This window comes from Fulvimarina uroteuthidis (genome assembly GCF_034321785.1).
Classification (GTDB): Bacteria; Pseudomonadota; Alphaproteobacteria; order Rhizobiales; family Rhizobiaceae; genus Fulvimarina; species Fulvimarina uroteuthidis.
On record NZ_JAXLPB010000001.1, the window covers coordinates 773,386 to 786,048 of the forward strand.

Below are 12,663 nucleotides of genomic sequence, written 5' to 3' on the forward strand. Positions count from 1 at the left end.
ACGAATCTGACGACGTTCAGTTTAGACAAGAGAGAGACGCCCGATGGCCAACACTCCTTCGGCCAAGAAGGCGGCGCGCAAGATCGCCCGCCGCACCGAAATCAACACTGCCCGCCGTTCGCGCGTTCGCACGTTCCTGCGCCGCGTCGAAGAGGCCCTCGCATCCGGCGACAAGGCCGCCGCGCGTGAAGCCTTCAAGCAGGCCGAGCCCGAAATGATGCGCGCATCCTCGAAGGGCGTGTTCCACAAGAACACCGCCTCGCGCAAGATTTCCCGGCTGGCACAGCGCGTCGGCAAGCTCGCCGACGCGTAAGGCCCGGCGCCTGACATTGGCGGACGGGTTTCGCTCCGGCGTCCCGACGCCGGATGAATGCCAGACCGGATGAATGCCAGAATTGAGTGCCAGAGAAGGCTCGGGTCGAACCGGGCCTTTTGGCGTTTGCGCGGTCCGCCTTCTGCCTTTCCCGCATATCGACTGAAACCGACCCTTTGCGTCCGGATGGCGCGCAGGACGGCACGATCACGCTTTCGCGTCCTCTTGTCCCTTGCCGAACCGGGGCTGGTCTTCCAATCTTGAGTTCATGAGCCAGAACCCTTTCCTCATCTCACCCGGCGCCCTGGCCGAGATCATCGGTCGGACCGGCCTCTCCATCGTGGACGCCTCCTGGTATCTGCCGGCCCAGGGACGACACGCGAAAGCCGAGTTCGAGGCCGGCCATGTCCCCGGCGCGGTGTTCTTCGACCAGGACGACATCGTCGATCCGGGCGCATCCCTGCCGCATACGCTGCCCCCGCCGGATGTCTTCGCCGACAAGGTCGGGGCGCTCGGCCTCTGCGAGACCGACACCCTCGTCGTCTATGACGGCATGGGCCTGTTCTCGGCGCCGCGCGTCTGGTGGATGCTGCGCACCTTCGGCGCCCGGGACGTGCGCATTCTGGATGGCGGCTACCCGGCCTGGATCGAAGGCGGCCACCCGGTCGAGACCGGGCCCATGGCACCGACGCCGCGCAGCTTCACGCCCACCTTCGACAGGGAGGCGGTCGCGGGGCTGGAAGACATGCGCGAATTCGTGGCGAACGGCGAGCGAACGATCGTCGATGCCCGGCCATCGGACCGGTTTTCCGGGTCCGTCCCCGAACCCCGCCCGGGCGTACGCTCGGGCCACATGCCGGGTTCGGCCAATCTGCCGTTCCTTCAGCTTCAGGAAAACGGCCGCCTGAAGTCCGAAAGCGATTTGCGCGCGCTGATGGAGGCCGCCGGCGTGAAGCCGGATGCGCCGGCCGTGACGAGCTGCGGCTCGGGGGTGACGGCGGCCGTCATCAATCTCGCCTTCGAAACCCTCGGCAACCGCGACGTGAAGCTCTACGACGGATCGTGGAGCGAATGGGGCGCGGCATCGGATACGGACGTGGAGAGCGGACGATGATGGTTCGTGTCGAGCTTCTCACGACACGGGTCACGAGCCTGGAAATGACGCTGGAGACGTACGGGACGCGGGAGCCGGTGCCCGCGAAGGGCCAGGATATGCGGGTGTTCGAGGTGCCGCGCATCCCGTTGATGCGCTATCGCGAGCTGTACAGCGCGGTGGGCGCCGCCCACCACTGGACCTCGCGCCTCGTCTCCGACAAGTCTCTAGCCGACGAGATCCACAGCCCGCGCACGCGGATCTATCTCAGCCAGATCGAACACGAGACCGTGGGCTGGTTCGAGATCGAAATCAAGCGGAACGTCCGCCAGGCCCGGATCGTGCATTTCGGGATTCTCGGGCCCTTTCGTGGAAAAGGCCTCGCGGGCCCGCTCCTCGAAGCTGCCATCGCGGCCGGCTTCGACGAGAAGCCGGAACGCCTGACGATCGAGACGAACACGCTCGATCACCCCGCCGCCTTCGCGCTCTACCGCAAGCACGGCTTCACCTCATACGCCACGCGCGAGGTGAAGACGCCCACCTATGATTCGTTCCTGAAGGCGCAGCTGGCGGCCGACTGAGCCCCTAACGCGCCCGACACGCGGGCGACGCGAATGCAGGCGGCGGGCGAGGACCGCCGTCATGCAAGGGCTGTCCCTTCAATGCGTCAGATCAGGAGATCGGCGACGATTGGATCGTTGGTGATGTCCTGATAGCGGATGCCGCCGGCATCGAACTTGGCGAGCAGGGTGTCGAAGTTCGCGCGATCCTTCGTCTCGACACCGAGCAGGATCGAGCCGAAATCGCGCGCCGATTTCTTCAGATATTCGAAACGCGAAATATCGTCGTCCGGCCCCATCTGGTTGAGGAAGTCCTTGAGGGCGCCCGGACGCTGGGCCAGCCGCAGGATGAAATATTTCTTCAGCCCCTCGAAGCGCAGCGCCCTCTCCTTCACGTCGGGCAGCCGCTCGAAGTCGAAATTGCCGCCGGAGACGATCGCCACCACCGTCTTGCCGGCAAGCTCCGTACCGAAGCCTTTCAGCGCATCGATGGTCAGGGCGCCCGCAGGCTCCAGCACGATGCCCTCGACGTTCAGCATTTCCAGCATGGTGCCGCACAGCCGGCCCTCGGGCGCGAGATGGACGACATTGCCGTCGAAGCGCTTGAGGATGTCGAACGGGATCCGCCCGATTTCGGCGACCGACGCGCCGTCGACGAAACCGTCGATCTTCTCCATCCTGGCGAGGACACCGCCTTCGAGGCTGGTCTTGAGGCTGGGCGCACCCAGCGGCTCGACGAAGCGAAGGTCGCTCGGCGCGCCTTCGGTGCCGTGAAAATAACGCGTCATGCCCGAGGCCAGCCCGCCGCCGCCGACCGGCATCACCACGATGTCGGCCCTTTCCGGTCCGAGCTGGCTCAGGATTTCCTGGGCAACGCTCGCCTGCCCCTCGACGATATCGACATGGTCGAACGGCGGGACGAGTTCGGCGCCCTCGCGCTCGGCATGGGCCTTGGCCGCCTTGTAGGAATCGTCGAAGAAATCGCCGACCAGCTCGATCTCGATCGCCTCGCCGCCGAAGGTTCGCGTCTTGGCGATCTTCTGCTGCGGCGTCGTCACCGGCATGAAGATGCGGCCCTTCACGCCGAAATGCCGGCAGGCGAAGGCGAACCCCTGGGCATGGTTGCCGGCCGACGCGCAGCAGAACTTCGCCCCATTGCCGCCGTTCGCCATGCGCTTGCGCATGAAGTTGAAGGCACCGCGGATCTTGTAGGAGCGGACCGGCGTCAGGTCCTCGCGCTTCAGAAAGATGCGGGCATCGTACTTGGCCGACAGATGCTCGTTGAGCTGCAGCGGGGTCTCGGGAAAGAGGCCGCGAAGCGCGGTCAGGGCTTCGGCAACGCCGGCGGTGAATTCGGTATCGGTCATCACAGGGTCTTTTGCGGGCTGACGGACGGGGCGCGAGGCGCGGCGATCGGCTGGGATCGCCTTGGGCGCTGCGGTTCCGCCTGTCGCGGGACGATGGGAAAGCAAACGGGTTCGGCGGCGATGGATGCGTCGTCGCATCTCGCAAGGGGCCGGCCGGTCGTGATCGCGGGAAAGGGCTGGCGTCCTCTCAGGACGCCCGCCGCCGGGCGATGACGCCGGCGCCGATAATCGGGAGCGCGGTCCGGTCGATCGATCGTATGGTCAACATTCGTCACGCTCCCTCATTCGCATCGCGCTGATATCTCGCGCCCGTCATGGGCGATCCGGCGTCCATTGTAAAGCCGGACGGCTGACGCGCGCGTTCTAGAGCGCCGGAAGATCGCCGCAGGATCGGATCGTCTGGGTTCGGGAGGCGCGTCGTCCGGAAGCTGCCGGACGCCTGATCATGCGAGGACGGCTAACCCTTCACCCCGCATCAAAAAACCCCGGCGGTTGCCCGCCGGGGTGCTTCATTCAGATTCGAACGCTTGGAAGACTTACGCGCTCTTGCGCTTGTCGTCGTCGCTGTCGTTGACCTCTTCGTAGTCCGCATCGACGACATCGTCGTTCGAAGCGCCCTTGGCATCCTTGGCCGCATCGGCCGCGGCGGCCGCTTCGCTGGATGCGTCGTCGGACTGGGCCGCCTCGTACATCGCCTGACCGAGCTTCATCGAAGCCTGGGCGAGGGTGTCGCTCTTGGCCTTGATCGTCTCGGCGTCGGCGCCGTCCTTCTCGAGTTCGGCCTTCAGCGCGTCGATCGCCGAACGGATCTCGTCGCGATCGTCCTCGGAGACCTTGTCGCCATACTCCTCGAGGGACTTCTCGGCCGAATGCGCCAGAGCCTCGCCCTGATTCTTGGCTTCGACCGTCGCGCGACGCTTCTTGTCCTCCTCGGCATTGGCCTCGGCGTCCTTCACCATCTGCTCGATATCGGCGTCCGACAGACCACCGGAGGCCTGGATCGTGATCCGCTGCTCCTTGTTGGTGCCCTTGTCCTTGGCCGATACGTTGACGATGCCGTTGGCGTCGATGTCGAAGGTGACCTCGATCTGCGGCACGCCCCGCGGCGCCGGCGGCAGGCCCTCGAGGTTGAACCGGCCGAGCGACTTGTTGTCGACCGCCATTTCGCGCTCACCCTGGAAGACCTGGATGGTCACGGCGTTCTGGTTGTCCTCGGCCGTCGAGAAGGTCTGGGACTTCTTGGTCGGGATCGTCGTGTTGCGATCGATGAGACGGGTGAACACGCCGCCCAGCGTCTCGATGCCGAGCGACAGCGGGGTCACGTCGAGGAGCAGCACGTCCTTGACGTCGCCCTGGAGAACGCCGGCCTGGATGGCGGCGCCCATGGCCACGACCTCATCCGGGTTCACGCCCTTGTGCGGCTCCTTGCCGAAGAAGGATTTCACCGTCTCCTGCACCTTCGGCATGCGTGTCATGCCGCCGACGAGAACGACCTCGTCGATCTCGCTCGCCGACATGGACGCATCCTTGAGGGCCGCCTTCATCGGGCCGACCGTACGCTGGACGAGATCGTCGACGAGGCTTTCGAACTTCGAGCGCGACAGCTTCATGGTCATGTGCTTGGGACCGGACTGGTCCGCCGTGATGAACGGCAGGTTGATCTCAGTCTGGGACGCGGAGGACAGCTCGATCTTGGCCTTCTCGGCCGCTTCCTTCAGGCGCTGCAAGGCCAGCTTGTCGCCCTTGAGGTCGATGCCCTGGTCCTTCTTGAACTCGGACGCGAAGTAGTCGACGAGACGCATGTCGAAGTCTTCGCCGCCGAGGAAGGTGTCGCCATTGGTCGACTTCACCTCGAACACGCCGTCGCCGATCTCGAGGATCGACACGTCGAACGTGCCACCGCCCAGATCGTAGACCGCGATGGTCTTGCCCTCGGTCTTGTCGAGGCCATAGGCGAGCGCTGCCGCGGTCGGCTCGTTGATGATGCGCAGGACTTCAAGACCCGCGATCTTGCCGGCGTCCTTGGTCGCCTGGCGCTGGGCGTCGTTGAAGTAGGCGGGAACCGTGATGACGGCCTTCTCGACCTTTTCGCCGAGATAGGCCTCGGCGGTTTCCTTCATCTTCTGCAGGATCATCGCCGAGATCTGCGAGGGCGAATATTTCTCCCCGTCGGCCTGGACCCAGGCATCGCCATTGTCGCCCTTGACGATCGCGTAAGGAACGAGATTCTTGTCCTTCGCAACGGTCGGGTCCTCGTAGCGACGACCGATCAACCGCTTGACGGCGAACATCGTGTTTTCGGGGTTGGTGACCGCCTGGCGCTTGGCCGGCTGGCCCACGAGGCGTTCCCCATCGTCCGTGAACGCCACCATGGAAGGCGTCGTGCGGGCGCCTTCGGCGTTCTCGATCACCTTGGGGGTCTTGCCGTCCATGACGGAAACGCAGGAATTGGTGGTCCCGAGATCGATACCGATGACCTTCGCCATGTTCCAAATTCTCCTTCTTAAGCGAGCCGTCCAGCGACCCTCGTGCGAGGCGTTCTAGAGGACAGCCCCTGTCAATTCTTGGGATGTCAGAGGCCGTTGAAGTACGAGTGCCGCCCGGCCAGTTCGGCGTTGAGGCGTATATATGAAGCGGAATTTCGGCTCGCAAGGCGCGTCACTCGCGAAAGCGTGAGCCTTGCGAAATTAGCGCGGGGCCACCGTTTCGCGGATCTAGCCCATCGACGTCAGGCGCAGGCCGTAGACGAGAAGATCGGTGCCTTCGCCGATCGAGGGGTCGATCGCGATCTCGCCGGCCTCCCCTTCCACCGCGGTCAGGTCGATGACGAAGACGAAGGGCGCGCTGACCTGCTGAACCGTGAAGCGCTGGCGACCGCAGCGGCTTTCGCCCTCGAAGAGGCAGCGCACGGTGAAGGTCCGCTCGGCGCCGTCGATCGACCCGACGGTGAGTTCGGCCTGCACCTGACGGCCGGACAGGCGCGACATGACACCCCGGCCGACGAGAAAGCCGATCTCGCCGCCATCGTCGCCCTGCGGAGCGGAGATGCGCACGGCATCCGCGCCGTTGGGGGCCGTTTCGCTCGTCACGCGGCCGCCGTTCGGCGTCGAGATCTGGTCGATCTCGCGTCCGGAGAAGATCGAGATCCAGTTCCGGCCGTCGCCGGGATCCTCGCCGCCCGCCTCGCCCTCGGCGGCGCTACGCGGCGCCTCGTTGGACGCGGTGGAGACGAGGAAGGGCACCAGCAGATAGGCGGCGGCCGCCAGCAGAAACAGGAACAGCAGGCCGATGATCGCCGAAACGAGAAAGCCGCCGCGCTTCTTCCGCGCCTTCCGCTCGCCACTTTTCGCTCCCGGGCGCCAGTCGTCGAAGCCTTGGCGTGAACGTGGATTGTCCGCCCCCTCGCCCCCACGGTCGCCGGTGTAGAGCGGCCCGCTGGCCGTGACGACGCTGTCCGGATCGTCCGCCGCTCGCCCGGACGGCTCCTGCTGCGGCGTCACCCGGCCGAGATCGAGCCCCTGCTCGAAGGGTTCGTCGCCGGCCGCATCCACGCGCGGCGGCGGCGCGAACGCACGCGGCGCACGGTTTCGAGGCCCGTCGCCGTCCCGATCCTGCCGCCCATCCTCGGCTAAGGCCTGCGGACCGGCGCCCCAGGCAGGGGCGTCGGCCTCGCCGAGAACCGGCTCGGGCACCCGCTTGTCGCCGGCCGGTTCCCGGGTCTGGGCGTCGAGCACCGGCACGCCGACGACGGGGCCCGTTCGGGACCCGGGAAGACCCATTTCGGGCACGGCGGCCGGTGCAGCTTCGACGCCTGCCGGGCCATCCGCCGGCGAACCCGTTCCGCCGTCCTGGCGCAGGTCCGCGGGAAAATCGCCGTCATGTTGCCCGTGCAGCGATATCGGCGCGCCATCGCCCTCGGTCCCGCCCGGGGAAACGGCCCGGTCCTTGTTCGACGCGGACCCCGGACCATAATCGGCCTCGACGGCGGCGATCGCATCCTCGAACTCGCGGCGCTTGGCGACCGCCACGGCCTCGTCGTCCGTTGCCGCCAGCACGCGTTCGATCGCCCGTTCCGCTGCCGCATAGACGCCTTGACGAAAGTGCGGGCTCTCGAAATCGCCGGCTTCGAGGGCACGCCGGATACTGTTTTCGATCGCGCTCGCCAAACCCCAAACCCCTTCACCGACCAAAGACCGCTTCGATCGATGATCCCGACGGGCTCCGAGCCCTCTTCTCGCACCTGCAAGCTTAGGCAAGCTCGCCCATCGGTGCAATCACGGGCCGTCGCCTGTCCCCGGCGCCGGATGCCGGTCCGCGCGCCAATCCTCTCAATTGTGCGTGCGCGGGGGCCGTGCAAGGTCCACGCGCACGCCAGCACCCAAAAGAGGTGAACATGCCGTCGCATCGCCGTCCTGCACGGGACGCGCTTGTTTCACGCGCGATACGTCGCACATGCCCCGGCAACCGCAAGCCCTAGCTGGACGCTTCGCAGCATCCAAACCGTCGAGAACAGTGAGATATCATGCCCGCACCCGCCGCAAAGGACATCCAGCACGCCATTTCGAGACATGGCGTCATCGGCGACATGAGAACGCTGGCGCTCGTTGCCGACGACGGGACGATCACCTTTTTCTGCCATCCCGAGATCGATTCGCCCTCGGTCTTCGCCTCGATCCTCGACGATGAAAAGGGCGGCTCCTTCACGTTCGCGGCCGAAGCCAGGAGCCGTCAGGCCAACACCAAGCAGATGTATCTGCCCGACACCAACATCCTGATCACTCGCTTTCTCGACGAGGGCGGCATCGGCGAGGTTTGCGACTTCATGCCGATCGACGGCACGGGTCGCATCGTTCGGCGCGCCAAGGCGATCACCGCCAGCGTCGATTTCGCGTTCGACATGACGCCGCGTCCCGATTACGGGCGGACCAAGCCGCAGCTGACGGCGATCGAGGGCGGGTTCTCGATCGGATGGGAGGGGGCGGAGAGCCCGATTTCGGTCTACACCTCCTTTCCGGTGACCATCGCGGACGATCGCGTCACCGCCCGCATCGGCCTGGAGGAGGACGAGGATGCCTACGTCGTCCTCTGCCCGGGCCGGGCCGGGGCGCCGAAGATCGACGATGCCTATGTCAGGCGCACCTTCCGGGAAACCCGCGACTACTGGCACAAATGGGTCAATCGCGGGAACTATCCCTCGTTCTGGCGCGAACTCGTCGTGCGATCCGCTCTCACCCTCAAGCTGCTGACGTCCGCGCAGCACGGGTCGATCGCGGCCGCCGCGACGTTCGGCCTGCCGGAAGTGCCGGGCGGCGAACGCAACTGGGACTATCGCTACTGCTGGGTGCGGGACGCCGCCTTCACCCTCTACAGCCTGTCCCGCCTCGGCTATTACGACGAGGCCGAGACCTTCATCCACTTTTTGATGGAGCGGGCGGTCGAGGACGGGGCGCAGGGCCTCCAGATCATGTACGGCATGGATGGCAGATCCGAACTCGGCGAGGTCGCCCTCGATCATCTGTCCGGCTACGCCGGCTCGCGGCCCGTGCGGATCGGCAATGGCGCGTTCGACCAGCTCCAGCTCGACATCTACGGCGAGTTCATGGATGCGGTCTACATTTCCACCAAGGCGCGCGGCAAGCCGGCCTATTCGGTCTGGATCAAGCTCGCCCGCATGACCGACTGGGTTTGCGAGAACTGGCGGCGCAAGGACAAGGGCATATGGGAAAGCCGGGGCGAGCCGCAGGAATATCTGTCCTCGCGGCTGATGTGCTGGGTGGCACTCGACCGGGCGCTGCGCATGGCGCTGGAGCAGTCCCTGCCGGCCAATATCGAGGAGTGGCGCCGCGAGCGCGACACGATCCAGAAGACCCTTCTGGAGGAGTTCTGGAACCCGGAGATCGGCGCGTTCACCCAGTTCAAGGGCTCCACGACGCTCGATGCCGTCGTCCTCCTGATGCCGCTCGTCAAGTTCATCAACCCGCGCGATCCCATGTGGACGTCGACGCTGAAGGCGGTGAAGCGCGAGCTCGTCCACGACTGCCTCGTCTACCGCTACAAGAACGGCGCGGAGAACGATGACGGGCTCGACGGCGAGGAAGGCGCCTTCACGATCTGCTCCTTCTGGTATGTGGAGGCGCTGGCGCGCACGGGCTACGTCGCCGAAGCCCGGCTGCTGTTCGAAAAGCTGCACACCTATGCCAACCATCTGGGGCTCTATTCGGAGGAATTGTCGTCCGCCGGCGACCATCTGGGCAATTTCCCCCAGGCCCTGACGCATCTCTCCCTGATATCGGCCGCCATCTGGCTCGACCGGGCCCTCAACGGCGACAGTCAGGATCCGCATTATTTCGAATTCAACATGCTGGAGGATCCCGATGGCATATTTTGATCTGTTCTCCCTCAAGGGCCAGTCGGCCATCGTCACCGGTGCCTCCTCGGGCATCGGAGCGGCCGCGGCGCGAACCCTGGCCGAGGCCGGCGCACGGGTGGTGGTCAACTATCGCAGCAGCGAGGCGGACGCCCGCGCGCTGTGCGACACCATCGAGGAGCAGGGCGGCACGGCCATCGCCATCGGCGCCGACGTCTCGAAGGAAGAGGATGTGATCGGCCTCTTCGACGCGGCCGAGGACGCGCTCGGCCCCGTCGACATCGTCTTCTCCAATGCCGGGCTGCAGGCCGACGCGGCGATCGGCGAGATGAGCTTCGAGGACTGGAACAAGGCGATCTCCGTCAATCTCGGCGGCGGCTTCCTCGTCGGACGCGAAGCGATCAGGCGCTTTCGACGCAAGGGCCTGCGCGAGGAGATTTCACCGGCGCTCGGCAAGCTGATCTTCGATTCCTCCGTCCACCAGCGCATTCCCTGGGCGTTTCACGCCAATTACGCCGCCTCCAAGGGCGGCCTGAAGCTTCTGATGGAATCGCTCGCGCAGGAGACCGCGTCCGAAAAGATCCGCGTCAACGCGGTCGCGCCGGGCGCGATCGCGACCGCGATCAACGAGGCCGAACGCGACGACGAAGCCGGGCGAAACGCCATGCTCGACCTCATCCCGTACGGCCGGATCGGCGAGCCGGACGATATCGGCCGGGTGGTCGCCTGGCTGGCGTCCGACGCCTCCGACTACGTCACCGGCCAGACGATCTTCGTCGATGGCGGCATGACGCTCTATCCGGGCTTCAAGGGGAACGGTTGAGGCTTTCGCGCGAGAGGTTTAAAGCCGTCCGCCAGGGGCGTTGCCGAAGGCCGCGCCGGATGAGGAGATTGGACCATGGCTCTTGATGGACGCGTTGCGATCGTCACCGGCGGCGCGACGGGAATAGGCTACGCGATCGCCCGGCGTTTTCTGCACGATGGCGCGAAGGTCGTCATCGCCGATATCAACGAGCGGGCCGGCGCTGAGGCCGCGCGGGACCTATCGGAGTTCGGCGAAGCGCGTTTCGTGCACGCCAACGTCGCCGAGAAGCTCGACGTCCACAATCTCCTCGCCTCGGCTCTCGATGCCTTCAGCGACGTCGACATCCTCGTCAACAATGCCGGCATCGTCCACAAGGCGGGCTTCCTCGATCTCGACGTCGCCGATTTCCAGCGCGTCCTGGACATCAATCTGAAGGGCGCGTTCCTGTGCGGCCAGGCGGTCGCCCAGCACATGGTCGAGAAGATCAGGCAGGGCGGCAGCGCCGGCACCATCATCAACATGTCCTCGGTCAACGCCGAGTTCGCGCTCGCCGATCAGGTCGGCTACTCGGTGTCGAAGGGCGGGCTGAAACAGCTCACCAAGGTCATGGCGCTCGCGCTCGCGCCCTACGGCATCCGCGTCAACGCGATCGGCCCCGGCTCGATCATGACCGAGCTCCTCCACGCCGTCGCCAACGATCCCGCGGCGCGGAACACGATCCTGTCGCGCACCCCCCTCGGGCGTATCGGCGAGCCCAAGGAAATCGCATCCATCGCCGCATTCCTTGCCTCCGACGATGCGAGCTATATGACGGGTCAGACGGTCTACGCCGATGGCGGACGCCTTGCCCTCAACTACGTGGTGCCGGTCAGGAACGACGAGGACTGATCGGCCGAACGCCTTCACTCATGAAAGCCTCCCACATGCTGCAGACCATTTCCGCCTTCGACCGAATCGGCGAGGAGAACGCGTTCGCCGTGCTCGCGCGGGCAACCAGGCTTTCGAGCGAGGGCAAGGACGTCGTCAATCTCGGCATCGGGCAGCCGGACTTCCTGACCCCGCCGCATATCGTGGAAGCGGCCATCAAGGCGCTGCGGGACGGGCATCATGGCTACACGCCGGCAAACGGGCTCCTGGCCTGCCGCGAGGCCGTCGCCCGGCGCACGTTCACGGTGACCGGCGCCGAGATCTCGCCCGAAAGCGTGATGATCATGCCCGGCGGCAAGCCGACAATGTTCGCCGCGATCCTGCTGTTCGGCGAACCGGGCGCGGAGATCCTCTATCCCGATCCCGGTTTTCCGATCTATCGCTCGATGATCGAATTCACCGGCGCAACGCCCGTTCCCGTACCGATGCGCGAGGAGAACGGCTTTGCGTTCTCGGCCGAGGAAACCCTTTCCCTCCTGACCGACAGGACGCGGCTTCTCATCCTGAACTCGCCGGCGAACCCCACGGGAGGCGTGACGCCGAAGGCCGAGATCGACAAGCTCGTCGCGGGCCTGGCGGAGTTTCCGGACGTCGCGATCATGTCCGACGAGATCTACGACGTCATGACCTATGACGGGGCGACGAACGTCTCGCTGCTGTCCTATCCGGAGATCCGCGACCGGCTCATCGTCCTCAACGGCTGGTCGAAGACCTGGGCGATGACGGGCTGGCGCATGGGCTGGTCGATCTGGCCGGACGGGCTGATCGGCAAGGTGCGCAAGCTCGCCGTCAATTGCTGGTCCTGCGTCAACGCGCCGAGCCAGTTCGCCGGCATCGCCGCGATCGACGGGCCGCAGACGGATGTCAAGCGGATGATGGAGGCCTTCGACCGCCGCCGCAGGCTGGTCGTCGAGCGGGCCAATGCGCTGCCCGGCGTGACCTGTACGGTGCCGAAGGGCGCGTTCTACGCGTTCCCGAACATCGTCGACACTGGCTGGAAGGCGAAGAAGCTCGCCTCGGCTCTTCTCGACCGATCCCATGTCGCGATGGTCGGCGGGCCCGATTTCGGCATTCTGGGCGAAGGCTATATCCGCATCTCCTACGCCAATTCGGAAGTGAACATCGCCCGGGCCATGGACCGCGTGGCAACGTTCCTCGAGGAGAACCAGCCCGAGACCTGAGCGGGCTCGCGCCCGCGTCCCCCGCCTTGCGATCGAGGCGGTCGGCCGCC

General features: G+C 65.7%; 10 protein-coding genes. 7 read left to right on the plus strand and 3 right to left on the minus strand.

What is annotated here, in order from left to right:
- Positions 1-43: 43 nt before the first annotated feature.
- The 3 genes from rpsT to U0C82_RS03520 all read left to right on the plus strand — a co-directional run bounded on the left by rpsT (position 44) and on the right by U0C82_RS03520 (position 1,987).
- Positions 44-313, plus strand: a complete 270-nt coding sequence (rpsT, locus tag U0C82_RS03510) for a 30S ribosomal protein S20 (protein ID WP_322185662.1) — start codon at positions 44-46, stop codon at positions 311-313.
- A 268-nt stretch (positions 314-581) separates the two neighbouring features.
- Positions 582-1,427, plus strand: coding sequence for a 3-mercaptopyruvate sulfurtransferase (gene sseA / locus U0C82_RS03515; protein WP_322185663.1), 846 nt, complete (start codon positions 582-584; stop codon positions 1,425-1,427).
- Entirely contained in the window at positions 1,424-1,987 is a 564-nt protein-coding gene (locus U0C82_RS03520) for a GNAT family N-acetyltransferase (protein ID WP_322185664.1), read from the plus strand. The genes sseA and U0C82_RS03520 overlap by 4 nt, the downstream gene beginning before the upstream one ends.
- 86 nt (positions 1,988-2,073) lie before the next feature.
- On the opposite strand, the gene ilvA is transcribed toward U0C82_RS03520, so the two are convergent.
- The 3 genes from ilvA to U0C82_RS03535 all read right to left on the minus strand — a co-directional run bounded on the left by ilvA (position 2,074) and on the right by U0C82_RS03535 (position 7,499).
- Positions 2,074-3,333 (minus strand): threonine ammonia-lyase IlvA, encoded by a 1,260-nt coding sequence (gene ilvA / locus U0C82_RS03525; RefSeq protein WP_322185665.1) that lies wholly within the window; start codon positions 3,331-3,333, stop codon positions 2,074-2,076.
- Between the two features lie 536 nt (positions 3,334-3,869).
- The gene (gene dnaK, locus U0C82_RS03530) at positions 3,870-5,819 is read right to left on the minus strand and encodes a molecular chaperone DnaK (protein ID WP_322185666.1); all 1,950 of its coding nucleotides are present in this window, start codon (positions 5,817-5,819) and stop codon (positions 3,870-3,872) included.
- Between the two features lie 228 nt (positions 5,820-6,047).
- A complete protein-coding gene (locus U0C82_RS03535) occupies positions 6,048-7,499 on the minus strand; it encodes a hypothetical protein (protein WP_322185667.1) in 1,452 nt (483 codons plus the stop codon).
- A gap of 356 nt (positions 7,500-7,855) precedes the next feature.
- On the opposite strand from U0C82_RS03535, the gene U0C82_RS03540 reads away from it, so the two are divergent.
- The 4 genes from U0C82_RS03540 to U0C82_RS03555 all read left to right on the plus strand — a co-directional run bounded on the left by U0C82_RS03540 (position 7,856) and on the right by U0C82_RS03555 (position 12,613).
- On the plus strand, positions 7,856-9,721 hold the full coding sequence (locus U0C82_RS03540; RefSeq protein ID WP_322185668.1) for a glycoside hydrolase family 15 protein: 1,866 nt from the start codon (positions 7,856-7,858) through the stop codon (positions 9,719-9,721).
- On the plus strand, positions 9,708-10,523 hold the full coding sequence (locus U0C82_RS03545; protein ID WP_322185669.1) for an SDR family oxidoreductase: 816 nt from the start codon (positions 9,708-9,710) through the stop codon (positions 10,521-10,523). The genes U0C82_RS03540 and U0C82_RS03545 overlap by 14 nt, the downstream gene beginning before the upstream one ends.
- A gap of 75 nt (positions 10,524-10,598) precedes the next feature.
- Positions 10,599-11,393, plus strand: a complete 795-nt coding sequence (locus tag U0C82_RS03550; protein ID WP_322185670.1) for an SDR family NAD(P)-dependent oxidoreductase — start codon at positions 10,599-10,601, stop codon at positions 11,391-11,393.
- A 35-nt stretch (positions 11,394-11,428) separates the two neighbouring features.
- Positions 11,429-12,613, plus strand: a complete 1,185-nt coding sequence (locus tag U0C82_RS03555) for a pyridoxal phosphate-dependent aminotransferase (protein ID WP_322185971.1) — start codon at positions 11,429-11,431, stop codon at positions 12,611-12,613.
- Positions 12,614-12,663 lie beyond the last annotated feature (50 nt).

Coding starts and splice junctions, on each gene's coding strand:
- rpsT (WP_322185662.1), top strand. CDS start 44: ATGGCCAACACTCCTTCGGCCAAGAAGGCGGCGCGCAAGATCGCCCGC.
- sseA (WP_322185663.1), top strand. CDS start 582: ATGAGCCAGAACCCTTTCCTCATCTCACCCGGCGCCCTGGCCGAGATC.
- U0C82_RS03520 (WP_322185664.1), top strand. CDS start 1,424: ATGATGGTTCGTGTCGAGCTTCTCACGACACGGGTCACGAGCCTGGAA.
- ilvA (WP_322185665.1), bottom strand. CDS start 3,333: ATGACCGATACCGAATTCACCGCCGGCGTTGCCGAAGCCCTGACCGCG.
- dnaK (WP_322185666.1), bottom strand. CDS start 5,819: ATGGCGAAGGTCATCGGTATCGATCTCGGGACCACCAATTCCTGCGTT.
- U0C82_RS03540 (WP_322185668.1), top strand. CDS start 7,856: ATGCCCGCACCCGCCGCAAAGGACATCCAGCACGCCATTTCGAGACAT.
- U0C82_RS03545 (WP_322185669.1), top strand. CDS start 9,708: ATGGCATATTTTGATCTGTTCTCCCTCAAGGGCCAGTCGGCCATCGTC.
- U0C82_RS03550 (WP_322185670.1), top strand. CDS start 10,599: ATGGCTCTTGATGGACGCGTTGCGATCGTCACCGGCGGCGCGACGGGA.
- U0C82_RS03555 (WP_322185971.1), top strand. CDS start 11,429: ATGCTGCAGACCATTTCCGCCTTCGACCGAATCGGCGAGGAGAACGCG.